Raw genomic sequence first — 26,049 nt, forward strand, 5'->3', positions numbered from 1 at the left:
GTAGTACAAAGCGGCAAACAGCATTGGGTGAAGCCGAGCTGGCAATGGTTTTCATTCCGAAAATCATCGGCTGGTGCAAATCCAGCAAACCCAACCATACTACTTAATAAAGGAGATCATACAAATGGCAAACAACAACTCTTCAAACCAACTATTAGTACCCGGCGCTGCTCAAGCAATCGACCAAATGAAATACGAAATTGCTTCTGAGTTCGGCGTAAACCTTGGCGGAGAAACAACTTCTCGTGCAAACGGTTCTGTCGGAGGAGAAATCACGAAACGTTTAGTATCTTTCGCACAGCAGAACATGGGCGGCCAAGGCGTACAATAACTCAATAAATGGCTTACAGAAGGCGCGGGATACCGCGTCTTCTTTTATGCCGTCACCCTTTTTTCCTATTTCACATACCCTAGGAAAAAAGGAGGGAAAACATGTCATTCATTGCCTCAGTCAATTGGGAGCTGTTTCAGTTCGTAAGTGTTTCTTTGGTCAATGAATATGTTGCCCACCATTTCCCGTTTATTCACAGGCATTCTTTTCCCCGCTGCTTTGAATGATATAATGAGCGGCGAGGAGGTTTTTTACATGAACATCGCTTTACTCGGAGCAACGGGAAGAGTCGGACAGGCTTTTATAAAAGAAGCGCAGAAACATGGACACATGGAAATATTCGCTCTTGTCAGATCAGCCGGAACAGTCCTTCCCATTCCTGAAAAACAGATCATAACAGGGAATGCGAGGCGGCGGGAAGATGTAAGCCGATTGATTTCCAAAGCGGACACAGTCGTGAGCTGTCTCGGCACGGACGGTGACGATACCCTTTCAGCCGCTATGACCCATATAATAGACGGCATGAAACGGCATCATGTTCAGCGTCTGATTACGATCGGCACCGCGGGTATCCTTCAATCACGGCTTATGCCTGATCAATACCGTTTTGAATCGGCAGAATCAAAACGAAAATCAACAAGAGCCGCAAAGGAACACGCCCGCGTATACGAGATGCTGCTGGCAGAGGATCTTGACTGGACGATCATCTGCCCTACCTACCTTCCTGACGGAGACGCTGCCGGAGTTTACCGGTTCGAACAGGATCGCCTTCCTGAAGACGGCGCCGAAATCACAGTCGGAGACACGGCGCATTTTCTGTACCGCGAGCTGATCAGCCCGCAGTTTGTCAGAAAACGGGTAGGACTGGCTTACTGAATGAAAAAAAGGGCGAATCTCTTTAGATTCACCCTTTCCGATTACACCGCGGATTTCGCCGTTCCTTTCTGCAATTCATACATTTGATGGTACTGCCCCTTTTGCGCCATTAATTCGTCATGGCTTCCCTTTTCAATGATGCGGCCCTTTTCCAGCACGAGAATCTGGTCTGCGTGTCTGATCGTGGAAAGCCGATGGGCGATAATAAATGTCGTGCGCCCTTCTTGAACGACTTGCAGCGCTTTTTGAATGACTGCTTCTGTTTCGGTGTCAATGTGCGCCGTCGCCTCATCCAAAATTAAAATGGCCGGATCGAACACAAGCGCTCTTGCAAAAGAAATCAGCTGACGCTGGCCTGAGGACAGTGTGCCGCCTTTTTCAGTGACGGGCTCTCTGATGCCCTTCGGCAAAGATTGCAGAAGACTTGCGGCGCCGACTTGGCGAAGCGCTTCTTCCGCCTGCTCCAAAGAAATACGCTGATCATCGAGGGTCACATTGGAGCCGATCGTTCCAGAGAAAAGATACGGGTCTTGCAGCACAATGCCCATATGGGATCTCAGCTCCTGCCTTGACATGCTGTATATGCTTTTATCGTCCAGCAGGATATCCCCTTTTTGGGCATCATAAAAACGGAACAGAAGATTCAGGATGGAGCTTTTGCCGGACCCCGTATGGCCGACGAGGGCGACCGTCTCCCCTTTTTCAGCTGTAAAGCTGATGTGTTTCAGCACCTCTTCTCCCTTTCGATATCCAAAAGAAACATCGCGGAATTCCACTGTCCCTTCCGCCTTTCTGTCTGCGGGAGCGCCTTCTTCTTCCGTTTCCTCCTCCTGTAAAAGCTCGAATACTCTGGCGGCAGAGACACGGGCCAATTCAAGCTTCGAAAATTGGTTGACAATCCCCGTAACCGGCTGGAACAAACGGTTTAAATAATCAACAAATGCATATAAAACACCGATCGAAACAATTCCGGCCGCACTCAGACTCGCGCCTCCGAAATACCAGATCAGCCCGACAAACGCCAGATTGCGCAACACATTGACAAGACTGTGGGACATGAGAGAATTTAAGGACAGCATTTTGTTTTTGTATCGGAAATGAGCTTCATTCAATTCTTCAAATTCCTTCATCGTTTCCTTCTCGCGGCGGAACGCCTGAATAATCGGCATCCCTTGAATGGACTCATTCATTTTCGCATTGATGTCACTGTTAATGGAACGGATTTTTTGGTTGAAGACGGATGCGTATTTGCGGTACACAACCGACCAGATCATTAAAATCGGAATAATCAGAAGGCAAACGGCGGCCAGCCTGACGTCAAGCATAAACAGCGCCGTAAAAATGCCGAGCATATAAACGCCGCTTGTGATAAATGTCGACAGCACCGTTACATATAAATCCCTGACCGCTTCTGTGTCATTCGTAATGCGGGCCACGACTTTTCCGGCAGGCAGATTATCAAAGTAGCGGATCGGCATTTTCTGAATGTGTGAAAATACATCCTGCCTCATGCGCTGTATGATCCGGTTCGCTCCCATCTGCAGCAGATAATGCTGACCGTAATGAAAACATACGGAAAACATGAGCAGTCCCGCGTAAATGGCGGTCAACGTCAGCAATCCTTTTATTTCCGGACGGTAAAATTCAAAAATCTCCTGTCTTGATAACGTAATGGCGGGATATGACCTGCTTTCTTTACCGTTTGATATTGTCAGCCGGCCGTCAGCCACCGAACGGTTTCCGTCAAAACTGACGGGACGGTCAACAAAATAGTAGCCCGCACCGACTTGATAAATGTGCGCCTCGCCGGTTTTATCCGCCCCCGGTTTGAGCCGGTCCTCCCTGACATAATCATGCCCCCGGAACCTGACGGCGCCCGGATCGTCCGCAGAGGCTTTAACCCATGTTTTTTCAATGCCGAGAATGTGGTCATCAATCATTTTTTTTCCGATAAACGGGCCGGTCAGCTCAGTGCCGACCGCAATAATGAGCAGGACGACCGCCCATATCAGCAGCTTCTTATATTGAAGCGCGTAATTCCATAATCTTCTCCCGGTCTTCATGCGCCCGTCCCCCCTTCTTCAAGAGAGAACAGCTGCTGCCTCTCATATTGTTTTCGATACCAGCCGTTCTGCTCCAATAGCTCCCGGTGCGTGCCTCTTTCAGATACCCGGCCTTCATCCATGACGAGAATGAGATCTGCGTGTTCAACTGCCGAGAGCCGGTGGGTGGTGATAATCGTTGTTTTATGCCGCCGTTTTTTACGGATGCTGTCAATGATGGCGGCTTCCGTTTTCGCGTCTACGGCAGAAAGCGAATCATCTAATATGAGAATGTCAGGATCGGTCAAAAGCGCTCTCGCAATTGATATGCGCTGCTTTTGTCCGCCCGAGAGCGCTACGCCCTTCTCGCCGACAAGCGTCTCAAGCCCGTCGGAAAGCATGCCGATATCGTTTTCAAAATGCGCATCTTTCAGCGCGCCGCCGATTTCCTCTTCGTTTGCATCCTGCCGTCCGTAAAGCAGATTCTCCTTTACAGTCTTAGAAAATAAAATATGATCCTGCGGCACATAGCCGATCCACCCGCGGAGCTCCTCAAGCGGGATCTCCTGAATCGGAACGCCTGTAAACGTGATTGCTCCCGCCCCGGGCGGATATTCACGCAACAGCTGCTTAATGATCGTCGTCTTTCCGCTTCCCGTCTTCCCGACAATGCCGAGTGTCTGCCCTTTTTCTACGGAAAAAGATACATCGGAAACCGCCGGTCCCGCTCCGCTCGGATACGTGAAAGTCACTTGTTCAAAAACAAGACGCCCGGGCTCCTTGATGCCGGCGGGGCGCTTGGGCCCGATCACGTCAGGCTCATAGGAAAGCGTCTCATTGACACGATCCAAGGAGGCATTGCCGCGCTGCATGATATTGATTAATTCTCCGATCGCAAACATCGGCCAGATCATCATTCCAAGGTACACGTTAAACGATACCAGCTCTCCCAGCGTCAGCCGGTTTTGAAAAACGAGATAAGCGCCGTAGCCGAGACCGATGAGATAGCTGAGGCCGACGAGAAGTTTCACAGTCGGTTCAAAAAGTGAATCGATAAACGCCACCTTCATATTTTTCTCATATACATCCGCCGTCATATCACCGAACCGGCTGACATCATTTTTTTCCTGTACGAAAGCCCGGATGACCCGGACGCCGGATACCGACTCCAGCACCTTGTCATTTAATGATCCGAAAGCATCCTGCGCTTCCGTAAACCGCTCATGGATCTTTTTTCCGTACAGGCTGACCGCAGCCGCCATTATCGGCAGCGGAATAATCGCGGCAAATGTCAGCTTCCAGCTGATGAGAAGCCCCATTGTCAAAAATATCGTCAGCATATACATCGTCGAATCAACGAGCGTTAAGACCCCGAAGCCCGTCGTCATACTGACGGCCTGCAGGTCATTTGTCCCCCGCGCCATTAAATCGCCCGTTCTGTATTTCTCGTAAAACGGCGGTGACATTTGAAGAAGCCTTCCCATCAGTTTTGATCGGAGAATCTTCTCCATGACATTCGCCCCGCCGAAAAGCTGATACATCCAAAAATAAGACAGTAAATAGACGGCTGCCGTTAATGCGAGAAAAACACATATGTAAAACAGCATCCCGCTTTTCGTAAACACGCCCGCCTTCATATCGTCTATCGCGTTACCGAGAAGTTTAGGCGGAAACATCTCAATGACATTCACAATTAATAACAGAACAATCGCTGTCGTATAGCGCAGCCAATAGGCTTTAAAAAACCACGCGAGCTTTTTTAATACAGTAAACAAATACCGTCATCCCCTTTCATCAATCAGCCGCCCTCAAGCTTTTCCGGATTGTTTTTCATTGTTTTCGCTAATGCCGCCACATGCATCACACCTGTCTTTCTTTCATTTTTTTGTATAAAAAAAGACATGAAGCCTCAGCTCCATGCCTCTTATTATTATAAATAAGGTACAGACCCGCCGTTTATACGCGACTGCCCCGTTTTTAAGCAAATGTTCAGAAAACGGAAGCTGTATGGGAGTCACGCCGGTATTCAGCTGAAGATGAGTTGACAAGCTTTAGTTTTGACATGATCCATACCTCCTTTTTCCCTATATTGTTCCTTCATCATATAAACAAATCCTTTTTTTGTCAATGCAGGTTTTACATTTCTGCTGCACGGGTATTGTAAAACAAACCTTTTTTACTGAAAGGATGAGGCTGATGTTTCACGCAGACCGGTTGATAGCAGCTTTTGACGGAAGTGATGATAGTAAAAAAGCGCTCCAAAAAGCCATAGACCTTTCAAAAACGTTTCACGCAGATTTAACGGTCGTACATTCCCACAATGCAAAAGATACCCAGACGATTGTTGATCCCCCGAGGCCGGGAGCCGGGGCAACGTATATCGGCGGCGGGATTGCAAGCGTTCCTGACCCGCTCCAGGCGGAAAGAATCTCCCCTGATCCGATGATTTATGAAGACCGTACGGAAGAAATCGTTGCGGAAGCGAGAATGCTGATGAACGACAGCCAGATTGACGGGGATATCGACATTTTAGAAGGTGATCCCGCTGATGCCATTATCGAGCATGCCGACCGTATATCGGCGGATTTGATCGTCATGGGGAGCCGGGACCAGAACAGGCTGAAAAAACTTTTATTCGGAAGCGTCAGTGAAAAACTGTCATCGAAATCCGATATTCCCGTGCTGATCGTAAAATAATTCTTTCTGTAAAGCAGCTTAATCAAAAGCTGCTTTTTTTACAGCTCCCGGCTGTTTTTTCTTTTTTTCGGCATCACAAAAAAACTCGCCATGATCAAAAAATCGATGCACAATACGACAGACCAGCCCTTTAACAGTCCGCTGAGCGCTTCAGTGCGGGAAGCGTCCTGAATGAGAAATACCGTTCCGGCTAAAAGAACGCCGCCGATGACAAATGCTAATACATGTCTTCCCCATCCTTTTGCATAATGTTTGGCATAATCCAGTCCGTACCGCTTGACCGGTTTTGCCCCTTCCTTTACCACATAATAGCGGAACCGCTCATCCGCCCATTGAATCATGCTTTTTCCGAAGGCGACAGACACTCCGATATAAACGGCCGCCACTGCATGCGCCATAGTCGCCGCCGCCCCTCTGTATAAATCAGCTGCGGCCGCCAGAAACAGTACGGCATCCAATATAGGAATGAGAGCGAAAAAAAACATTCCGAGCTTTTGCCGCCTGAATATATAGCGCGCCGCCAATCCGAAGATGACAGCCGCCCAAAAAGCAGCCTCACAAATGACAATCAACCAAGCAATCGCGTTCAATCCGGTTCCCCCTTATCGTTTTCTAAAATGCATTGTATCACTGCTTTTTATTTAATACAACTGTATTACAAAATTGCAAGAAAAAATATTTCCTGTTACACTGGAACCATGCCTAAAATAATCGATCATGAAAAAAGAAGAAAACAAATAGCCGAAGCCACTTGGCGGACGATTTTGGAGCGGGGAATGGAAGGAGCGACAGTGAGAAACATCGCCCAAGAAGCGGGTCTTTCTTTAGGCGCGCTGAGGCACTATTTCACCACCCAGGATGAGCTTTTAGGGTATGCGATGACACTCGTAAAAGAAAAAGCGGCCGCCAGAATTAACGAAGTTGCCATGCAAGATCTGCCGCCGAAAGAAAAAGCGGTGCGTCTGATGCTTGAAATTATCCCGACAGACGAAGAAACGATGGCTGAAATGGAGGTATGGTTCGCTTTCACAGCTTATGCCAGACATAAGGGAGAAGAGTTTCAACCCCAGCAGGACGGGATCTTGGCATATATCCGCGGCCTGATTGACTGGCTGGATGAAAATAAGCTTCTGAAACCAAATCTTGATAAAGAAACCGAAGCGGAGAAAATGTACGCTATCGCCGACGGATTGGCGCTGCATGCCATGCTTGAACCTGATCGTCTTTCAAAAGAGAAGATCTCCCGTGTACTCGTTCAGCATATCGAATCTCTTTTTATCTGACTGAAGCAAAAAGGCCGGATGTGTTCCGGCCTTTTTTCAGCTTATGACTGAACGCCGAGCTCCTGCTGAATGTGCGACTGAAATGCCTCCTGAATCGTTTTGGCTACAGGTCCCGGCGATCCGCTTCCGACCGGTTTTCCGTCAAGGGTTACGATCGGGATTAATTCAGACGTCGTTGACGAGATGAAAATTTCATCCGCATCTCTGAGTTCGTCTTCGGTAAGAGCCTTCTCCCGCACCTCAATCCCGTTTTCTTTCATCAGCTCTAACAGTTTCATCCGCGTAATGCCGTTTAAAATCAGCTCATTTGCAGGATGCGTCCGGACGGTGCCGTTTATGACGGCGTATACATTGGATGAGGTTCCTTCCGTGACCGCCCCGTCCCTTATCAGCACCGCTTCATAAGCGCCTGCTTCATAGGCTTTTTGTTTTACCATCACATTATACAGTAAATTCAGACTCTTAATGTCACACCTCAGCCAGCGTTTGTCTTCCGCCGTGATGGCCTGCGCTCCGGCTTTTTGTTCATTTTCCGGTTTTTTCACTGAAAAGGTGTATGCCGTCGTCTGCGGCTCCAAACCTTCGTCATACTGGTGCTTCCGCGGCGCCTTCCCTCTCGTCGTCTGTATATAGACCCCGCCGTCAATGAGTTTGTTTTCCTGTACGAGCTTTTGCAGATCCCATTCTATGTCCTCTGCGGAGAACGGCAGGGTGATGCCGATTTCTGCGGCGCTTCTGAAAAGACGGACGATATGCTCACGCAGACCGAATAAGGCGCCGTTATACACTCTGATGACCTCATACACACCGTCACCGAATTGATATCCGCGGTCCTCAATATCAACTGCCGCTTCTTCACGATCAATCAACTGGCCGTTTACTAATGTCTTCATGTAAACCCTCCTAATCGTTATCTGCCGTGATGTGCATTCTCAGCTGTTATTGTCAACTATTCTATCATACTGAACGAGCCGGCTGCGGAGTTTATTTTTTTCTTAAAATCTTATTATTCGACATCTTTTCTATGTCTTTTCCAGTTTTGTTCCTGTATACTTGATTCGACATACATATGCTGTTAACTTATGGCACTTCGCAAGCCTCCGCTGTTATCGGCATTATGCAGAAACTTATGCTACTGGAGAGATTGTTATGCGCAACACAAAAGAAGGTGCTTCCCCTTCTCTGTTTTCATTAGCTTTTAAACTTACGAGTTTAGCAGTTTTGTGCGGACTGCTTCTGGTAATCGTCATAATGGGATATTCCGCTTCCGCCGCAAAAAACAAACAGGTCACCGTGACCGCAAACGGGCAGCTTCGGGATGAAGCAGAAAGCCTGCGGCTGAAAAATGATTCTCCCGACGTCTTAATGAAACATTTGCAGAAAGAGCGTGACCCAGGGAAAAAAACGGTATATTTAACCTTCGACGACGGGCCGTCTCCATATACTGAACAGCTGTTGAATGTATTGAAGGCAAATGGCGCAAAGGCCACTTTTTTTATGCTTGAACCGCGGATGAAAGCCTATAAGCATTCCGTGCAAAGAGCGAAGCAGGAAGGAATCGCGCTCGGCCTGCACGGCGTGACGCACGATAATCACCTGTTTTATCAAACACCGACATCGCCGCTGAACGAAATGCAGCAGGGACGCGATACGCTCGAGGCAATCACTGGAGTAAAAACGGATCTTGTCCGCACGCCTTACGGCAGTAAACCGTCATTGACGGATGCCCAGATTAAGAATCTCGAAAAAGGCGGATTCGTGTACTGGGACTGGACGATAGACAGTGAAGACTGGAAGTACAAAAACGCACGGTACGTGCCGGAAGTATTGAATCAGCTCGCATATTTGGAAAGCGTTCATACGAGCAGGCCGCATGTCATTTTAATGCACGATCTGCCTGCGACGGTGCACGCTTTACCGAGCCTGATTCAAAAACTGAAAGCCCAGGGCTACTCCTTTGATGTTCTGACGGATCAAATGATTCCCGTCCATGAATAAAAAAAGCCGGATCTGTATATGATCCGGCTTTTTTTATGTCGAAGCGCTGATCCGTTTTGCAAATTCACCGATCTTCTCATGGATGACAAGATCAAATAAATGGTCGCAATATGTCGGCTCAAGGTTAATGATCACCTGCTTCAAACCGGGAATCCGGCCCGCATCCTCAGGGACAAACCTTGCCGGCGCCACTTCAAGCGAAGTGCCGATCACAAGAAGAAGATCAGCTTTATCAAGCTTTTCATAAAGGGTTTCAAAATGCTGAACGAGATCGCCGAACAACACGACATCCGTCTTTAATACGGTGCCGCATACCGCATGATCACCGATTTCAGCCGTACATTCCGGCACTTCGTCCTTCAGCAGATGAGAAAGCCCGTAGCGCGCTCCGCAACGGGGGCATGCGGCGGTCTGAATTGAACCGTGAAGCTCATAGACACTGCTGCTTCCCGCTTTCTTATGCAGCCCGTCAATATTCTGCGTGAAAATGTCTACCTGCTTTCCCCGCTTTTCAAGATCCGCCAAATACGTATGGCCGGCATTCGGCTCATAGCTTCCGCTCATTTTCATCTGAAAGAGCTGTTTGAATTTAGGCCAGAATTCACGCGGACGGCGTTCAAAGTATTCCCTGCTCATCGCTTCCATTCTGGAGGTGTCTTCGGTCCATATACCGCCCGCCGAACGAAAATCGGGAATGCCGGATTCCGTGCTCATTCCCGCTCCCGTCAGCACCAGGATACGTTCAGCCTGATTGATCAATGTTATAAACGCTTCCACTCTTCCACCGCCTTTTCTTTTTATCATATCATGAAAAAAGAACGGCGCCTGTTATGCCCGTTCTTTTTCTCCGGAATGATCCTTCACATGAACCGGATCATCGTGGCTCTTCTGTTTTACGAATACATTCTGGCCCGGATAGGCGAACTCCACGCCTTCCTCAGCAAAAATATCAATAATCCGGCGGTTGATATCCTGCCGCACGTCCAGGCTTTCCGCCCAGACGATGGTCTTTGTGTAAAAGTTGAAAAACAGATTGTAATAGCTGTCCGCAAACACGTCAAAGTTAACCATAATCGTATCATCATGCACGCCTTCATGTTCACGAAGCATTTCTCTGAGCCTTGTGATACACCGCTCTAAACGATCAATCGGCGTCGCATAAGAAACACGAACGGAAAACGTGACCTGGCGCTTCGTCATCCTCGTCCAGTTTGTGATGGCTTCCATGGACAGCGTTGAATTGGGTACGGTAACAAGCGCCCCCTGCGCCGTCCGGAACCTTGTGCTTCGGAATGTGATATCTTCAACGCCCCCCGTCACAGATGACGTCTCGACCCAGTCGCCGATCGTAAACGGCTTTTCCGTAATGATGATAATGCCGCCGAAAAAATTGCTGATCGTATCTTTAGCCGCAAGCGCGAAGGCCAAGCCGCCAAGTCCGAGTCCGGCCACGAACCCGTTTACATCATAATTGAATTCCTGCGCGATCACACTGACGCTGAGCGCGAGAATGACAAAGCGCAGCACCTTGGATAAAAACGGCGCCAAAATGTCATCCATATCCAGCTCAAAGCGCTGATTGACTTTATGAAATAAAAACGAAGACGCCGATGTCAGGTTGCAAAGCCCCCAGGCGATCAGCGCTATGATCAAAGAGCGGTACATTTTTTTGACAATGTCCATCTGCCCGTCTAAAAACGGCGAATACTCAATCGCCAAAAACAGACCCAGCGCCACGAAAAACCATCTGGCCGGCTTGTCAAACGCTACGGCAATCTGTTTGAATATGTCGGTTTTCGGCTTGTTCGCCAATTTGTAAATGAGCTGAAAAAAGTATTTGACAAACAGTTTTCTCAAAACGAGAAAAGCCGCTAAAATTCCGATGCTGATACTGATCTGCAAAATATGGTCAAGAGTAAAAAAGCTCTGAAATTGTGTCATCATGGCATATGCTCCTTTGTCTTGTCGAAAATCTATTATACTAAAACATTCGGACATCAGCTTGTTTTATTGTCTTTAGGCAGCCTGAAAAACCCCGGCATCAGAGCACAGCCGGGGTTTTTCACACATTCGTTCATCGTTCAGCCAGATACAACAGGGTCAGGCACTATTTCTTCTTTGATTGTGTCTGTTTCAGGAGAGTCGCTTTTTGGATTTCAGCATCGGTTTCGGCCTTAATTCTTTCTTCCACTTTCAATCTCCCTTTTCCCATGATCTCGCCTCCTTTTTGCCATTATAAAACATCACTGCGGATTGTAAACCGAAAAAAGCACTATCTTTATTCCAAAAAAATACTGTTTTGCACATTCACCAGTTTGAATCGCTGTGCATATACGAATCTGATATAATAACAGAAATGCCCATGAGGGGAGCTGACAAGCTTGTATACCATCGCTCATCGCGGCGCATCCGGTTACGCGCCCGAAAATACATTTGCGGCATTTGATATCGCTGCCGAAATGAACGCTGATTTCATTGAGCTTGACGTCCAGCTCACAAAAGACGGCCAGATTGTCGTCATCCATGATGACAAAGTCGACCGGACGACGGACGGCTCCGGTTTTGTAAAAGATTTTACGCTGAAGAAGCTGCAGTCTCTGGACGCCGGCAGCTGGTATGGGGCTGAGTTTAAAGGGGAGCGGATTCCCCTGCTCGAAGAGGTTCTGGAGCGTTATCATTCTGAAATCGGTTTTTTAATTGAACTGAAAGGGCACATTTCTCAAGTCGGTCTTGAAAAAGCAGTCGGCCAGCTGTTAAGCAGGTTTACCTTTTCCACCCACCCTATCGTTCAATCATTCAGTCTCAAGTCGATTCAGACCTTTCACGACATGTATCCGTCCGTTCCGACTGCAATTATCGCAAGACCCAGCTTCGGGATGTTTTCCAAAAGCCAGCTGGCCGCTTACAAATCAGCCGCAAATTATGTCAATATTAAATATACCCGCCTGAATCGGTTCTTGATTTCCACCGCTCACAAACACGGCCTGAAAGTATTTGCCTGGACGGTCAGAAATCACAAGACGGCCGAAAAGCTGCAAATGATGGCAGTTGACGGCATTGTAACTGATTTTCCGGATATTATTTCTAAGGATGGCTGATATGAAACAATACATCGCAATTTTTATCGGAGGCGCGCTTGGCGCATTGCTCCGCTTTGAAATGAGCGCGCACATTCACAGCGGATCTTTCCCTGGTGCCACTTTCCTCGAAAACGCGGCGGGAAGCCTTTTACTCGGTCTTATTACGGGTTATTTCATCATTCGGGCTAAACGCCCTCTTTTGACCGCCTTTTTAGGAACCGGTTTTTGCGGAGGTTTCACGACGATGTCAACCTTCGCAAAAGAAACCATTTTTCTGCTGCAATCGTCTCCCGCAGCGGCTTTTTGTTATGCTGCCGCGACTTTATTCGCTGGTCTTGCCCTTGCATACGCCGGCATTTTTTGGGGACGGCGGATTGCCCTTCACGCAGCGGGAAGGGGGCATGATACGCCATGACGATTGTCCTGATGCTTATCGCGGCGGGTATCGGAGCGGTATTACGGTCTCTGCTGAGTAAAACAATTTCAGAAAGAACAAAAGGTTTTCCGATTCCGCTTGGAATGGCTGCGGTCAACCTGCTCGGCTCCTTCGGCCTCGGCATATTCACCGGATTGGGTCTGGATAATCCTTCTGCCGGCATCATCATCGCGACGGGCTTTTTCGGTGCGTTTACGACCTTTTCCACCTTCAGTATTGAAGCCGTGCAGCTGATGATGAACAATCGCATAAAGGAAAGTCTGCTCTACATCGCTGTTTCAGCAGCCGGAAGCCTTTTGGCATTCTGGTGCGGCTTTGTTATGATATCCATTTAAAAAAACCTTGAGCTTATTTTTCGCTCAAGGTTGCGTTATGAAGCATGACCGTTTCCGGCACGGGCAGCGGGCGGTTTATTGTCCCCTGACCGCCCGGGCGGCCCTGTTCTTCTTTGAGTTCAAGCTGTTTAATAAACCGGCCGTCCATTTCTAATATGAGGGCAGTGTATCCCCCGATTTGTATCGACTCACCCGCACAAATGTCAATATTCCGTTTCAGCACAAGACCGCCGATCGTGTCGACTTCCTCTTCAATCTCTGCGCCGAGAAGATGATTCACCTGATCGATCCGAACCTTTCCGTCCAGCACATAATGGCGTTCGGACAGCTTTTGAATCTGCGGCTGTTCGTCCTCATCAAATTCGTCTCTGATATCGCCGACGATTTCTTCAAGTATGTCTTCGGTCGTCACAAGACCGGACGTTCCGCCGTATTCATCAGACAATATCGCCAAATGAATCCGTTCTCTCTGCATTTTTATCAGCAGGTCGTGTATCGGGATCGTCTCGATGACTTCAATCACCGGGCGGACGTAAGACGTGATGGATACTTCCGCTTTTTCATCTTCTGTCATAAACAGCAGATCTGAAAAGAGATGCTTCGTATTGATCATGCCGATGACACTGTCTTTGTCCCCGTCCGTTACGGGCCAGCGCGTATATTTGTCTTTCAGCATCATATCAAGCATTTCCGGCACGTCCATATCAGTGGAAACAGCCGCGATTTCTTTTCTCGGGATCATGATTTCCTTGGCGATCCGATTATCAAAATCAAAAATTTTATTCACAAATGTATATTCAGACGGATTGATTTCTCCGTTTTTTAAACTTTCTGACAGCAGGATCCGCAGCTCTTCTTCAGAGTGGGAGCCTTCATGCTCAGATGCCGGCTTTAATCCGGCCAAACCGGTCAGAATTCTCGCGGAGCCGTTCAGCACCCAAATAAACGGGAACATGAACACGTAAAATAACCGAAGCGGTCCGGCGATCCATAACGTCAGCTTTTCCGCTTTTTGAATCGCAACCGTTTTAGGCGCAAGCTCACCGACGACGACATGTAAAAACGTAATCAGCCCGTACGCCGCAGCAAAAGAAATCACATGCTCGGCAGAATCCGGCAGCCCCATACCCTGAAACACAGGATGAAGCATCCGCTCAAATGCAGGCTCTCCCAGTACGCCGAGCCCGATGGATGTGAGTGTAATGCCAAGCTGCGAGGCGGATAAATACTCATCAAGATCCGTAATGATACGCTTTGCGAGCACCGCCCGTCTGTTCCCTTCTGAGATGAGCTGATCGATTCTGGATCTCCTCACTCTGACGATCGCAAATTCACTCGCCACGAAAAATGCCGTTAACGCAATGAGCACACCGATTAAAATCAAACTGTCAATATCGTCCATTTCACCTTATCCCGAATTGAAGGATAAGGACGTCACCTCCTGATTTCATCGTTTTTTCTTAAGCGAGAGGAACGAAATGGGTGATTGACTACACAGAGGGCCCCATCCTGCCACCTCCTAAGTCAAAGCATGATTGTCATTTGTATAGTTTATTGTATCACAACTCCATTCTTTCATCATTTTCAGATTTTTCATCATATAAAAACAGCCTTCAAAAAGAAGGCTGCCGTTATCTGCTTCGGAAATGATTTTCTAAACAAAGCGCCGTATTAATCCCCCCGAATCCCATGCTTAAGCTTAACGCATGGTGTACGGTATGGGCGCTCGGCCCGTCGGTCACCCACTGAAATGAATCGTCAATCGGCTCCGTTAAGTTTCGGATCGGATGAAGCTTGTTTTCCCGCATTTGCAAGAGAACAGCAATGATTTCCACCGTTCCGGCCGCACTCAGACCGTGTCCGGTAATCGATTTTGTCGCATTAATCCGCGCGTGCGACAGGCCGCTTTCAGAAAGCGCCCGGCATTCAGTCTTATCTCCGATCGGCGAACCGGTGCCGTGCGGGTTGATGTAATCGATCTCTTTCGCTGAAAGACCGGCCCGCTCCAGCGCCTGGCGGATCACCGTCATTTCGCCCTCTGCTGAAGGATTCGGGTTGCGGTTCGCATCGGAAGCCATCCCCCAGCCCTTTAAGCCGGCCCACGATCGTGCGCCCCTCTCTTCGGCAGATTCAGCGCGTTCCAGCACAATCGCCCCGCACGCCTCTCCGAATATAAACCCGTCCGTATGCCGGTCAAACGGGCGGCAGGCGGCTTCAGGCCGTTCAGCGTATGTATCAGTGCCCATCGCTCCCAAAGAACGGAGAGCGTGACACTCCATGTACGACAGATCGGCCAGCGCCCCGATCACGATGCACCGGTCAAACAGGCCTCCTATGATTCCTTGAGCAGCCTGGATAACCGCCGCCTGGCCGCTTGCCGACGCGCCGCCGACCGTAAAGGCCGGCCCTTTTATCCCGAATTGCTCCGTGCAAAGCCCCGACAAATCACTATCCATAAAAGAAAGCCCGTATGTCGGATTTACAAATTGCGGCGTTTCACCGTTTTTCTCAAAGGCCTGCAGCAATTCGCGCTGCGTCATATTCGACCCGCCGATGATCAGACCGGTGCGGCTGTGATCAGCGCCGTCTAATTGAGCGTCATGCCACGCTTCATATAAAGCGATAAGCGCCGTCTTTCCTGATAATGCGGCCCTTCGGTACAAGCGCTTCGACAGCGCGTCCGGCGGCGTTAATTCGCTAAGCTCCGCGCCGATAAACGAACTGCCTTTCTGCCGGCCGGGGCGTTTCATCACATCAAAGGCGTGCCGCCCCTCCATGAGCGCATCGAGAAACGCCTCCTTGCCTTGTCCGACCGCGGTTAAGACTCCGATTCCTGTAATGCTGATGTCTGATGTGCCATTATTTCTCCTCGACATGTGTCCGTTCTCCCATCTTTATGTATTGGAAGCTATGAAGAAAAATCTTGATACAGTGCTTTGAAAATATCGCGCGACTGTCTGATCTGTTCCGAAGGCACGCTGAAAGATAATCGGAAATAGCCGCTTTTTCCAAATCCGCTGCCGGGTACGATCAATAGTCTGTATTTCTGTGCGGCATGCATGCAGAACGCCACCTCGTCTTCAATCGGTGATTTCGGAAAGACGAAAAAGCCTCCTTTCGGCATTTCAAATTCGAAGCCGGCTTCTGTGAGGATGTCCACCATAAGGTCTCTCCGCTTTCTGTAAGGTTCAGCGTCAATCGAAAGATCATCCATTTTCGCCACGGCGCGCTGCATCATGACCGGAGCGTTCACAAAGCCGAGCGTCCGGTTGCAGAAAACGAATGCATCCGTCAGAAGATCGCCCTCAGGCATTTGGGCGTCCGCCGCGATATACCCGAGCCTTTCCCCCGCAATGCCGAGATCTTTACTGAACGAACTGACTAAAATCACGCGGTGATACGCCTGAAACGGATTCGCCTGCTCTTCTCCGTAGATCAGCTGGCTGTACGGTTCATCAAATAAAATAAATATGCTTTGGCCGTTCCGCTCTTCGGCTTCTTTTAATAAGGCGCCCAATTCGTTAAGGTTTTTCTGGCTGAGCACAGTCCCCGTCGGATTATGCGGCGTATTGACGATCAGTCCTTTCGTACGGGGGGTGATCGCACCTTTAACCGCTTCAATATCAATCTCAAATGAGTCAGTCAGCGGGCAGATGACGGGTCTGCCGCGGTAATTTTCAACATACGCTTTATATTCCGCAAAATAAGGCGAAAGAAGGATGACTTCTTCCTCCGGGTTTAAAATGCTCTTCAGCGCAACATTCAGCGCCCCGCCGGCTCCGACCGTCATGACTGTATGCCTGGCGGAAATTTCTGTCTGAAACCGCTCTGACAAAAAGCGGGCAACCTTTTCTCTCGCCTCCGGAAGCCCTTGGTTTTGTATGTATCCGTGCCGTCCTGTTTCAGCCGCTTCGCATAGCGCCTTTTTAAATGTTTCAGGCGGCTCCGCAACCGGATTTCCTATCGAAAAGTCAAACACCTTATCGGCGCCGAACTCTTTTTTCAGCCGAGCGCCTTCATCAAATAGTTTGCGTATCCATGAACCTTTCTCCAGATTCTGTGTCACTTCCCTTGATAAACCGGCCACTGTCATCTGTCCCTTCTGTCTTTTTCTGCCGTTTCTATTTACAATGATTATGAAAGATTTACATGGCGCAGTCAACGCTTTTTCAGACAGCCTGCCGCCCCGTTTCAGGAGAAAGACGGAAAACAATAAACTTGTGCAAACTCCCCTTCATATATTAAACTATTCTCATAACTATAACGTGATGGTTGGGGAGGGATTTAGATGGGGCTGAGACTTATCGCATCAGTGAATTAGCAGAGCTTGCCGGTGTAACGAAACGCACGGTGGATTACTACACAAACCTCGGGCTTTTAAAGCCTGACAGGTCTTGTTCGAACTATCGTTACTACGATACACTTGCACTTAATCGGTTAAAGTTTATAGTCGCTTGTAAAAAGCAGCGATTGGCCCTGTCTGATATAAAAGATCGACTGGAGAACCAGTTTCCCTCTTCAGCCCTGCCTGACGATGTTGGAAACCTGGCATCGGAAATTGATCACATGAATCAAAACATCTCCGGGATCTTGAATCGGTTTGAAAAGCTTGAACCAGAGGAGCGCGCCCAGCTGAAAAAAAGGCTGGCTCCTGAAAAGCTTGCAGTGCTTCAATCATTTATGCTGCTGTTAAGTTAAACCATTATCTTACTAACAGGAGGTGTTACCTTCATCTTCCCAAAAGAAGTGAAGGTTCTAATTGGACATTGTGAATTTGATTTTAGTCGCGGTTTTAATCGCGCTGACGGCATTTTTCGTAGCATCTGAGTTTGCGATAATCAGAATCAGAGGCTCACGGGTTGACCAGCTTATAGCAGAAGGAAATAAAGCCGCAATCGGTGTCAAAAAAGTGACCACGCATTTAGATGAGTATTTATCGGCGTGCCAGCTCGGCATAACATTGACTTCCATCGGTCTTGGTGTCTTAGGCGAATCAACGATTGAACGCTTGCTTCATCCGCTTTTCACAAAGATAAACGTACCAAGCTCATTATCGCATATTATTTCATTTATTCTCGCCTACGCGATCATTACATTCTTACACGTGGTCGTGGGAGAATTGGCGCCGAAAACAGTCGCCATCCAGAAAGCGGAAGCCGTTTCAATGCTGTTTTCGAAACCGCTCATTTGGTTTTACCGCATCATGTTCCCGTTTATCTGGCTTCTGAACAACTCCGCCCGTCTTTTAACGAAGATGTTCGGTCTGGAGACGGTGTCTGAAAATGAGCTTGCCCACTCTGAAGAAGAGCTGCGCATCATTTTATCGGAAAGCTATAAAAGCGGTGAAATCAACCAGTCTGAATTTAAATATGTGAACAAAATCTTTGAATTTGACGACAGACTTGCAAAAGAAATCATGATTCCGCGTACGGAAATCGTCAGTCTGCCGCATGATATTAAAATTTCTGAAATGATGGATATCATTCAGATTGAAAAATATACCCGATACCCTGTCGAAGAGGGTGACAAAGATAATATTATCGGCGTTATTAACATTAAAGAAGTGCTGACCGCCTGCATCAGCGGCGAAGTATCAGTCGACTCGCCGATTACGGATTTTGTCAATCCGATCATCCATGTGATTGAGTCGGCACCGATTCACGATCTGCTTGTAAAAATGCAGAAGGAACGGGTTCATATGGCGATTCTGTCGGATGAATACGGCGGAACCGCGGGGCTTGTCACCGTTGAAGACATTATTGAAGAAATCGTCGGAGAAATCCGTGATGAATTTGATATCGATGAAATCAATGAAATCCGCAAACTCGGCGACGGCCATTACATGCTTGACGGCAAGGTCCTGATTGATCAAGTGAACGAACTCCTCGGCATCCATTTAGAAAATGACGAGGTCGACACCATCGGCGGCTGGTTCCTTACCCAGAAATACGACGTCGAACAATACGACTCGATTATCGAAGAAGGCTGCGAATTTATCATTAATGAAATTGACGGCCACCACGTCGCATATATCGAAGTGAAAAAACTGGCGTTTGATGAACTGCTGGAAACCGCCGAACAAAAAGAAGCATAACAAAAAAGCTTGCGCGTCTGATACAGACGGCAAGCTTTTTTTCATTTACAGTTGTTCAAGTTTTTTCTCAAGCTCTTTAATTCTGGCATTCAGCTCTTCTGTCATGGCCGCAAGCCTCTCCTTCGGCGCAAGATCGGAAAAGTCCTCCAAAAAAATCGGCTCGCCGATGATAAGCCGCATTTTTCCCTTTTTAAACAGCGCTTTTCCCGTAGACGGCCCTTTATATGCGGCCGGAACGAGCGGCGCTTTCCCCATTTGGGCGATGGTCACGGCCCCTCTTTTCAGCGGGACGTCTTCAGAAGTTCTCGTGCCGCTCGGAAAAATCCCGACAATCTTCCCTTCCTTCAGTAGCTTAATCGGCGTTTTAATGCTGCTCGGACCCGGATTTTCACGATCAACCGGAAACGCGTGAATCTTCTTTAAAAAACTTCCGATCCACTTTTTCTGAAACAGCTCTTTTTTCGCCATATAATGAATCTGATGGGGCAATATCCCGACACCGAGCGTGAGGACGTCCACCCAGCCCGCATGCGTGCACGCGATAACGAATCCTTTATCAGACGGAAGATTCTCTTTATTGTATACTTTGACTCCTCCGCGCAGAGAAAGAATGAATTTGATGGCATTTGCACAAAACTTATACATAACGCACTTCCTTTGTTGTAATGATCAAAAGTGTTCTCTCTCTATTATAACAATATTTTTTATTACCTGGTACTAATAAATATATTTTTCCTCCGCCGATCTCTATCTTTTATGACGGATTTTGGGTACTATAGAGAAATGGTGTTTGATGAGGTGAAAATGAATTTAAGCCGTTTGCATGGAACGTGCAACTTTAAACCTTTCTTATGCGTGTATAACATAGAGGGGAGAAAAGGCAGTGACGATCGATGAAATTTACCAAATGTATATGAATGATGTTTACCGGTTCCTGCTCTCCATGACAAAAGACAAGCATCTCGCTGAAGATTTGCTGCAGGAAACCTTTATGAGGGCATACATACACATTCACTCCTACGACCACAGCAAAGTAAAGCCATGGCTTTTTCAAGTGGCGAGAAATGCGTTTATAGATTATGTCAGAAAACATAAAAAGGAAGTGACCATTTCCGATGACTTAATTGGGAGCCTTTTTCAGACGGCTGTTCAAAGCCCGGCTCATCAGATTGAAATCAAGGAAGTGCTGACAGGGTATATGTCCGAACTTCCCGACAATTATCGGGAGGCCTTAACACTGTATTATTTAAAAGAACTGAATTACAAAGAAGCATCCCATATTATGAATATTTCAGAGGCTAATTTTAAAAGTGTTTTATTTCGTGCCAGACAGCGGCTGAAAGCACTTTATAATAGAGGTGTTAATGATGAATGAAGAATTTAAAAAGCGTTTTTACCAATACAAAAATGGAGAAATGAGCGACCGGGAAATGGCCGCCTTTGAAGAAGAGCTGGAAAAGCTGGAAGTCTATCAGGAGTTGATTGAAAGCGAAATGCAGGACGACCGGGAATGGGACGTCGGCATCAGCCCGGAAAAACAGAAGGCCATTTTGTCATACGGAAAACGCAAATCGTATTTGCGGATTTCAGTTCTCGCCGTCATCTCCACTTTGATGATTTTGCCGCTTTGCACTTTGGGAAGCTACCTCTATTACGGTCTGGGAGGAAAGGAAAGCACCGGCAATCAATTAATGGAAACCGCGGCCGTGACGGTCGCGACCACCATGCCGAACGTCCTCGTCGATACCTCCGGACTGAAAAGCCAGGTGAAGCTGTTTGGAATGAATACAGAATTTCCGCTGCAAAAGCAGATCGGCACAAAAACGAAATCCGTCGGCGGAGAACGGATTGAAATGTTTTTAGATACGGTCAAATCGCCTGCCGTTAACTACTATGATCTAGACGCGGCACAGGCAAAGCATTATTTTGCCCATCCTTCCGGCTTAAAGGAACGCACGATTGACAAAGCCGGACAGACATTGAAAAAATTGCCTGAAGGAAGCGTGGCGGAGGTCTATCTTTCTTATGACCGGGCCTACCCTTCTTCTCAAGTATATTCAACTTTTAAAAAATACGATGTGAAGTTTTTATGGAACGCGGTCGAAACGGAGAAAAATCTGAAAGACAGTCCTTATGCCGAGCCGTTAGGATTTCCCGGGAAAGATTCCAAGATGGTGTCCTCTTTCGAAACGCAAGGACAGACAGACCGTGAACAATTTATCAATGCCCTTGAATTTATGTCCCGCCATAAAAAATGGGCTCATGCAATATCGAAACGCAAAGACATGAATCTGGGCAGCCGAATCGATTATGTTGAACATCACGGAATGAACGTATACGGCTCTGTCGTGACGGGGCCGACAAAAGAAATCGAACGTCTGCTGAAAAACAAAACAGTAAAAGCAGCAAACATCGGTGAGGTGGAATTATGGAATTGGTAAGAATTTTTAAAGAGCATAATGTCTTCGGCTGGATATCAGTCGGTACCGCGATTTTGTCGCTGCTGCTTTTGAACGTGGCAATCATCAGCAATGTGACTTTCTATTCTTATCAGATGCTGCCGTTTGCGATGGCCGCCGTGCCGTTCGGCATCATTGAGCTGTTTATTAAAAAAGGACGGACGGGCCCGGGACTGCTCGGTGTCATCCTCAACCTTTTCGTCATTGTTTGTGTATATACGATCGTTGCCGTTGATACGAATCTGCAATTCGGTTTTTAAACATAAAAACAGGCCCTTTTACGGGGGCCTGTTTTTTTAAAATGAAAGAACGCCGATTAAATGCAGCAATACGACGATGATAGCCAGCGGCACGAGGTATTTCAGAAGGAAATACCACACCTGAAAGAAACGATAGCCGATGGCGGAACCGCTTTTCATCTCGGCGAACAGCTCCCGCTTCGGTATTTTCAGCGGGATGAAGATTGATATTAATAAAGCGCCGAGCGGAATCAGCACATTGCTCACTGTGAAATCCGCTAGATCAAAAAACGTTTTTCCGAACAAATGAACATCACCGAGCACACCGTATGATAAACACGACGGAATTCCGACCAAGAAAATGAGCAGACCGCTTGTCCACGACAGCTTCTTCCTTTTCGTTTCATCACCTTTCCCGACAGTCGCTACGATAATTTCCACCATCGAAAAGGCCGAAGTCAGCGCGGCAAAGAAAAAGACCGCCAGAAAGCTGATAAAAAACAGCGAGCCGAACGGCAGCCGGTCAAACACAGCCGGCAGTACGGTAAACAGCAGTGTAGGCCCTTCATCCGGTTTAAATCCGAACGAAAAAACCGCCGGAAAAATGGCCAGTCCCGCAAACAGCGTGACGAGCACATTCATCACAACAATGGAACCCGCCGATCCCGGAAGGTTTTGGGTTTTCGGCAGATACGAACTGTATGTCACCATGACCGAAACGCCGAGCGTTAATGTAAAGAACGCCTGTCCTAAAGCATATAGGATGGATTCCGGCGTCAAATCTTCAAAGTGCGGAACCAATAAAAATCTAATCCCCTCAACGGCATGATCGAGCGTGACTGATCGCAGCACAAGCAATAGAAACAGCACGAATAAAACCGGCATCAGCACCGCACTGACACGTTCAATCCCTTTCTGCACGCCTTTTGCGACGACCGCCACTGTCAAGATCATAAATACAAGCTGCGCGGCGAGAGTCTGGATCGGATTTTCAATGACCGTCCCGAACACCGTTCCGTACTGCTCCTGAGTGAGCCCGGATAAAGAACCCGTAACAGCTTTTAACACATAAAGCAAAATCCACCCGCCGACAACACTGTAAAAAGACAAAACTAAAAAACAGGCCGCCACACCCACATAACCCGTGAGGTGCCATACCGACTTCGGCGCGGCTTGTTTGTAGGCATCAATCGCATTTGTCTGGCTCCGTCTTCCGAAAATAAATTCACCGAGCAAAAGCGGATAGCCTAAAAGCACGGTAAAGAGGACGAATACAAGAAAAAAAGCGCCTCCTCCGTTCGTACCCGCTACGTAAGGGAACTTCCAAATGGCTCCCAGGCCGATCGCCGAACCGGCAGCGGCCATAATAAATCCTATTTTTGAGGCCCATTGAACCCTTTTTTGGTCAGACACGACTTTCCACTTCCCTTCCGCCCTATATTATCCCTTATTCACTGCGATAACTTAAGCCCATTTCAATATGTTTCATTATTCCGAAAAATAAAAAGGAGCGGCGGGTGCCGCTCCTTACAAATCCCCGTTTAATTTCGAATGCTTTCTCGAATATAAGAAATAAATCACCAGACCGATGATCAGCCAGATAAAGAAACGGAATATGGTGGTGGCGCCAAGGTTAATAATCAAAAATACGCAGAACAGAATGGACAATATCGGAATAAAGGGAACCCCCGGACATTTAAAAGCTCTCGGCAGATCAGGCTGTTTCTTTCTCAATACGATAACCGCCACTGAAATCAGGACAAACGCGGCAAGCGTGCCGATGTTCACCAGCTTCGCCAGCTCATCAAGCGGGACGAGCGAGCCGAGTAATGCCGACAGGATGCCGAACACCCATGTCACCACGTGCGGCGTTTTATGCTTCGGATGGACTTTTGAAAGCGCCCCCGGCACCAAACCGTCCCGGGACATGGCAAACATCACCCTCGTCTGGCCGTACAGCATGACGAGCATCACCGTTGTCATTCCCAACACTGCGCCGATATCAATAATCCCGGCCACCCAATTCTGTCCGGCCATCTGCAGGACGAGAGACACGGGATGGTCAACGCCTTCAAAGCGGGCAAACGGAACGACGCCCGTCATAATCGCCGATACGGTCACATACAGCACGGTGCAGACGATTAATGAAAAGATAATTCCTTTCGGCAGATCCTTCGCCGGATTTTTCGTTTCTTCAGCGGCGGAAGAGACGGCGTCAAAACCGATAAAAGAGAAGAAAACGAGCGCCGCGGCACTGAAAACACCGCCGAACCCCATCGGTATAAACGGCTGCCAGTTGTGAGGTTTGACATATACGGCCGCAACGGCGATAAACAATAGAACAACCAGAACCTTCAAAATGACCATAATATTATTGACCCGCTTCGATTCCTTAATGCCTAAGTAGAGGAGGAATGTAATCGCAAGCACGATAACAAATGCGGGGAGATTAAAGAATGTGACCGTGCCTTTAATGGATCCCGGCGCGGCCGTTAATGCAGTCGGAAGATGAATGCCGAAGCCCGCCAAGAATGATTGAAAATAGCCGGACCAGCCGACCGAAACCGCGCTGACGGCGAGCATATATTCCAAGATTAAATCCCATCCGATGATAAATGCGAGAAGTTCACCCAGTGTCGCATAAGTAAACGTGTAGACGGAACCGGAAACCGGGACGCTTGAAGCAAATTCGGCATATGATAAAGCCGCAAATAAACACGCAAGAGCGGCGATGACAAATGAAACAGTCAGCCCCGGCCCCGCCGTGACAGCTCCTGTTCCGGTTAATACAAAAATTCCCGTTCCGATGATGGCCCCTATCCCCAGAAGGGTCAGATCAAAGGCCCCTAACTCTCTTTTCAGCGACTTTTCCCCGCCCGTTGCGGCAAGCAGGTCCTGAATGCTTTTCTTTCTGAATATGCTCCCCTTCATCTGCTTCACTCCTTGTAAATCAATATATGTTAGAATATTCAGATAACAATAGCAATAATGACTAAATTCTTATTTTTCGCATGAAATGTTTCAGCACATCATTCCTTTCTCCTACATCATATTATAGCGAAAAATATAAAAATGAAAATAACTTTTTTGAAAATTCTATTTATTATTTCAGTTTTCATAAAACAGAACTCAGCGGATTCTCTGCTGTGAAATATTAACATTAGTGATTCGGCTGGAGACTTCCATTTTTTAAAAATCGTATTCATATGTAATCAAATAAAAATCCCGCACTTTTTAAAAGCGCGGGATAAGACTTGCGTATTATGTTGAAATAAACCTGCCGCCATTTACGTGAATGGTCTGCCCAGTCATATAGGAAGATTCGTCTGAAGCCAGAAGCACGTAAGCTCCGGCGTGTTCCGCAGGCTGTCCCGGTCTTCCCATCGGAGTGTCCAGACCGTGCTTTTCCACCTTTTCTTCAGTAAACGTTGCCGGAATCAGGGCGGTCCAGATCGGCCCGGGGGCCACCGCATTTACTCTGATCCCCTGATCGGCCAATGACATCGCCATTGAACGCGTAAAGGAAACGATGCCGCCTTTCGTGCACGAATAGTCGATCAATGATGTGTCTCCCTGATAAGCGGTAATCGACGTTGTATTAATGATGGCGCTCCCTCTTTTGAGATGAGGCAGCACGGCTTTAGTCATATGAAACATGGAAAACATGTTTGTACGGAATGTCTTCTCCAGCTGTTCAGCCGTAATATCAAGAATCCCGTTTTGCGGATGCTGCTCAGCCGCATTATTAACGAGAATATCTATTTTTCCGTAGTGATCTAAGACTTGCCGGACCGCCTTCTGACAATGCGCCTCATCACCGACGTCTCCCGGAATTAACAGGCATTCGGCCTGGTATTCTTCCGCACGCTTTTTCGTTCTCTCGGCATCGGCATGTTCGTCTAGGTACAGGATGGCAAGATCCGCCCCTTCCTTCGCGTAAGCGATCGCAGCCGCTGCGCCGATGCCGCTGTCTCCGCCCGTGATGACGGCGACTTTTCCTTTTAATCTGCCCGATCCTTTTACATCCGGGTCCTCCAAGAGCGGTTTTGGCTCCATGTCTGCCTCAATGCCGGGCTGGCGGTTTTGCACCTGCGGCTTTTGTCCTTCCGTCTGTCTGTCCATCGGATTCATATTCTCACACTCCTGCAATTGTTATTACTGAGACGATACCACGCAGTG

At 47.9% G+C, this 26,049-nt stretch carries 28 protein-coding genes; 14 read left to right on the forward strand and 14 right to left on the reverse strand.

The features are described from left to right. The first annotated feature begins 124 nt into the window (after window positions 1-124). The 3 genes from ACWJJ5_RS09455 (at window position 125) to ACWJJ5_RS09465 (ending at window position 1,207) form a co-directional block, all read left to right on the forward strand. Entirely contained in the window at window positions 125-331 is a 207-nt protein-coding gene (locus tag ACWJJ5_RS09455; protein ID WP_003155280.1) for an alpha/beta-type small acid-soluble spore protein, read from the forward strand. Window positions 332-432: 101 nt separating this feature from the next. After that, the gene (locus tag ACWJJ5_RS09460) at window positions 433-558 is read left to right on the forward strand and encodes a hypothetical protein (RefSeq protein ID WP_003155283.1); all 126 of its coding nucleotides are present in this window, start codon (window positions 433-435) and stop codon (window positions 556-558) included. Window positions 559-586: 28 nt separating this feature from the next. Next, entirely contained in the window at window positions 587-1,207 is a 621-nt protein-coding gene (locus tag ACWJJ5_RS09465) for an NAD(P)-dependent oxidoreductase (RefSeq protein ID WP_003155285.1), read from the forward strand. 41 nt (window positions 1,208-1,248) lie between these two features. Here ACWJJ5_RS09465 and ACWJJ5_RS09470 read toward each other — a convergent pair whose 3' ends face one another. Both ACWJJ5_RS09470 and ACWJJ5_RS09475 read right to left on the reverse strand, forming a co-directional pair. Next, on the reverse strand, window positions 1,249-3,270 hold the full coding sequence (locus tag ACWJJ5_RS09470) for an ABC transporter ATP-binding protein (protein ID WP_278071696.1): 2,022 nt from the start codon (window positions 3,268-3,270) through the stop codon (window positions 1,249-1,251). Continuing rightward, window positions 3,267-5,024 (reverse strand): ABC transporter ATP-binding protein, encoded by a 1,758-nt coding sequence (locus ACWJJ5_RS09475; protein ID WP_071392047.1) that lies wholly within the window; start codon window positions 5,022-5,024, stop codon window positions 3,267-3,269. The genes ACWJJ5_RS09470 and ACWJJ5_RS09475 overlap by 4 nt, the downstream gene beginning before the upstream one ends. A 421-nt stretch (window positions 5,025-5,445) precedes the next feature. Here ACWJJ5_RS09475 and ACWJJ5_RS09480 point away from each other — a divergent pair, with 421 nt between their 5' ends. Continuing rightward, complete coding sequence (locus ACWJJ5_RS09480; protein ID WP_003155289.1) at window positions 5,446-5,946, forward strand: universal stress protein; 501 nt, start codon at window positions 5,446-5,448, stop codon at window positions 5,944-5,946. Between the two features lie 38 nt (window positions 5,947-5,984). Here the strand turns inward: ACWJJ5_RS09480 and ACWJJ5_RS09485 are convergent, their stop codons facing one another. Then, window positions 5,985-6,536 (reverse strand): hypothetical protein, encoded by a 552-nt coding sequence (locus ACWJJ5_RS09485; protein WP_060657740.1) that lies wholly within the window; start codon window positions 6,534-6,536, stop codon window positions 5,985-5,987. Window positions 6,537-6,644: 108 nt separating this feature from the next. On the opposite strand from ACWJJ5_RS09485, the gene ACWJJ5_RS09490 reads away from it, so the two are divergent. Beyond that, window positions 6,645-7,229, forward strand: coding sequence for a TetR/AcrR family transcriptional regulator (locus ACWJJ5_RS09490; protein WP_265210048.1), 585 nt, complete (start codon window positions 6,645-6,647; stop codon window positions 7,227-7,229). A gap of 41 nt (window positions 7,230-7,270) precedes the next feature. On the opposite strand, the gene dat is transcribed toward ACWJJ5_RS09490, so the two are convergent. Further along, window positions 7,271-8,122, reverse strand: a complete 852-nt coding sequence (gene dat, locus ACWJJ5_RS09495; RefSeq protein WP_146283673.1) for a D-amino-acid transaminase — start codon at window positions 8,120-8,122, stop codon at window positions 7,271-7,273. Window positions 8,123-8,378: 256 nt separating this feature from the next. On the opposite strand from dat, the gene ACWJJ5_RS09500 reads away from it, so the two are divergent. Further along, complete coding sequence (locus tag ACWJJ5_RS09500) at window positions 8,379-9,227, forward strand: polysaccharide deacetylase family protein (protein WP_025649537.1); 849 nt, start codon at window positions 8,379-8,381, stop codon at window positions 9,225-9,227. Window positions 9,228-9,260: 33 nt separating this feature from the next. On the opposite strand, the gene ACWJJ5_RS09505 is transcribed toward ACWJJ5_RS09500, so the two are convergent. From ACWJJ5_RS09505 to ACWJJ5_RS09515, 3 genes are all read right to left on the reverse strand, one after another. Next, the gene (locus ACWJJ5_RS09505) at window positions 9,261-10,031 is read right to left on the reverse strand and encodes an NAD-dependent protein deacylase (protein ID WP_217904172.1); all 771 of its coding nucleotides are present in this window, start codon (window positions 10,029-10,031) and stop codon (window positions 9,261-9,263) included. Between the two features lie 24 nt (window positions 10,032-10,055). Further along, a complete protein-coding gene (locus tag ACWJJ5_RS09510; protein ID WP_003155296.1) occupies window positions 10,056-11,171 on the reverse strand; it encodes a mechanosensitive ion channel family protein in 1,116 nt (371 codons plus the stop codon). Window positions 11,172-11,334: 163 nt separating this feature from the next. Continuing rightward, window positions 11,335-11,439, reverse strand: a complete 105-nt coding sequence (locus ACWJJ5_RS09515) for a YhdX family protein (RefSeq protein ID WP_003155299.1) — start codon at window positions 11,437-11,439, stop codon at window positions 11,335-11,337. Window positions 11,440-11,608: 169 nt separating this feature from the next. Between ACWJJ5_RS09515 and ACWJJ5_RS09520 the strand changes: the two genes are divergently transcribed. The 3 genes from ACWJJ5_RS09520 to crcB are packed head-to-tail and all read left to right on the forward strand — an operon-like array spanning window position 11,609 to window position 13,078. After that, window positions 11,609-12,325, forward strand: coding sequence for a glycerophosphodiester phosphodiesterase (locus ACWJJ5_RS09520; RefSeq protein ID WP_121984135.1), 717 nt, complete (start codon window positions 11,609-11,611; stop codon window positions 12,323-12,325). A gap of 1 nt (window position 12,326) precedes the next feature. After that, entirely contained in the window at window positions 12,327-12,722 is a 396-nt protein-coding gene (locus ACWJJ5_RS09525) for a fluoride efflux transporter FluC (RefSeq protein WP_070081569.1), read from the forward strand. Further along, entirely contained in the window at window positions 12,719-13,078 is a 360-nt protein-coding gene (gene crcB, locus ACWJJ5_RS09530; protein ID WP_121984134.1) for a fluoride efflux transporter CrcB, read from the forward strand. The genes ACWJJ5_RS09525 and crcB overlap by 4 nt, the downstream gene beginning before the upstream one ends. 13 nt (window positions 13,079-13,091) lie before the next feature. Here the strand turns inward: crcB and ACWJJ5_RS09535 are convergent, their stop codons facing one another. From ACWJJ5_RS09535 to ACWJJ5_RS09545, 3 genes are all read right to left on the reverse strand, one after another. Beyond that, on the reverse strand, window positions 13,092-14,480 hold the full coding sequence (locus ACWJJ5_RS09535) for a hemolysin family protein (protein WP_454022371.1): 1,389 nt from the start codon (window positions 14,478-14,480) through the stop codon (window positions 13,092-13,094). Window positions 14,481-14,709: 229 nt separating this feature from the next. Continuing rightward, a complete protein-coding gene (locus ACWJJ5_RS09540; protein ID WP_024085071.1) occupies window positions 14,710-15,954 on the reverse strand; it encodes a beta-ketoacyl synthase N-terminal-like domain-containing protein in 1,245 nt (414 codons plus the stop codon). Window positions 15,955-15,986: 32 nt separating this feature from the next. Beyond that, window positions 15,987-17,171, reverse strand: coding sequence for a pyridoxal phosphate-dependent aminotransferase (locus ACWJJ5_RS09545; protein WP_003155305.1), 1,185 nt, complete (start codon window positions 17,169-17,171; stop codon window positions 15,987-15,989). Between the two features lie 179 nt (window positions 17,172-17,350). Here ACWJJ5_RS09545 and ACWJJ5_RS09550 point away from each other — a divergent pair, with 179 nt between their 5' ends. Both ACWJJ5_RS09550 and ACWJJ5_RS09555 read left to right on the forward strand, forming a co-directional pair. Continuing rightward, the gene (locus ACWJJ5_RS09550; RefSeq protein ID WP_014304704.1) at window positions 17,351-17,776 is read left to right on the forward strand and encodes a MerR family transcriptional regulator; all 426 of its coding nucleotides are present in this window, start codon (window positions 17,351-17,353) and stop codon (window positions 17,774-17,776) included. Window positions 17,777-17,837: 61 nt separating this feature from the next. Further along, the gene (locus ACWJJ5_RS09555; protein WP_017417354.1) at window positions 17,838-19,172 is read left to right on the forward strand and encodes a hemolysin family protein; all 1,335 of its coding nucleotides are present in this window, start codon (window positions 17,838-17,840) and stop codon (window positions 19,170-19,172) included. Window positions 19,173-19,217: 45 nt separating this feature from the next. On the opposite strand, the gene ACWJJ5_RS09560 is transcribed toward ACWJJ5_RS09555, so the two are convergent. Beyond that, window positions 19,218-19,817, reverse strand: coding sequence for a lysophospholipid acyltransferase family protein (locus tag ACWJJ5_RS09560; protein ID WP_003155309.1), 600 nt, complete (start codon window positions 19,815-19,817; stop codon window positions 19,218-19,220). 238 nt (window positions 19,818-20,055) lie between these two features. Here ACWJJ5_RS09560 and sigM point away from each other — a divergent pair, with 238 nt between their 5' ends. From sigM to ACWJJ5_RS09575, 3 genes are read left to right on the forward strand one after another with little or no spacing between them, the layout of a single operon-like run. Then, window positions 20,056-20,547 (forward strand): RNA polymerase sigma factor SigM, encoded by a 492-nt coding sequence (gene sigM / locus ACWJJ5_RS09565; protein ID WP_003155312.1) that lies wholly within the window; start codon window positions 20,056-20,058, stop codon window positions 20,545-20,547. Next, on the forward strand, window positions 20,537-21,613 hold the full coding sequence (locus ACWJJ5_RS09570) for an anti-sigma factor (RefSeq protein ID WP_088005355.1): 1,077 nt from the start codon (window positions 20,537-20,539) through the stop codon (window positions 21,611-21,613). The genes sigM and ACWJJ5_RS09570 overlap by 11 nt, the downstream gene beginning before the upstream one ends. Continuing rightward, on the forward strand, window positions 21,601-21,891 hold the full coding sequence (locus ACWJJ5_RS09575; RefSeq protein ID WP_003155315.1) for an anti-sigma-M factor: 291 nt from the start codon (window positions 21,601-21,603) through the stop codon (window positions 21,889-21,891). The genes ACWJJ5_RS09570 and ACWJJ5_RS09575 overlap by 13 nt, the downstream gene beginning before the upstream one ends. 36 nt (window positions 21,892-21,927) lie before the next feature. On the opposite strand, the gene ACWJJ5_RS09580 is transcribed toward ACWJJ5_RS09575, so the two are convergent. The 3 genes from ACWJJ5_RS09580 to ACWJJ5_RS09590 all read right to left on the reverse strand — a co-directional run bounded on the left by ACWJJ5_RS09580 (window position 21,928) and on the right by ACWJJ5_RS09590 (window position 26,001). Continuing rightward, window positions 21,928-23,283, reverse strand: a complete 1,356-nt coding sequence (locus ACWJJ5_RS09580; RefSeq protein WP_014304703.1) for a sodium-dependent transporter — start codon at window positions 23,281-23,283, stop codon at window positions 21,928-21,930. A 114-nt stretch (window positions 23,284-23,397) separates the two neighbouring features. Continuing rightward, window positions 23,398-24,801: an amino acid permease gene (locus tag ACWJJ5_RS09585; protein ID WP_014304702.1), complete on the reverse strand. Its 1,404-nt coding sequence runs from the start codon at window positions 24,799-24,801 to the stop codon at window positions 23,398-23,400. Window positions 24,802-25,131: 330 nt separating this feature from the next. Beyond that, complete coding sequence (locus tag ACWJJ5_RS09590; protein ID WP_033574464.1) at window positions 25,132-26,001, reverse strand: SDR family oxidoreductase; 870 nt, start codon at window positions 25,999-26,001, stop codon at window positions 25,132-25,134. Window positions 26,002-26,049 lie beyond the last annotated feature (48 nt).

This window comes from Bacillus sp. JK74 (assembly GCF_053663395.1).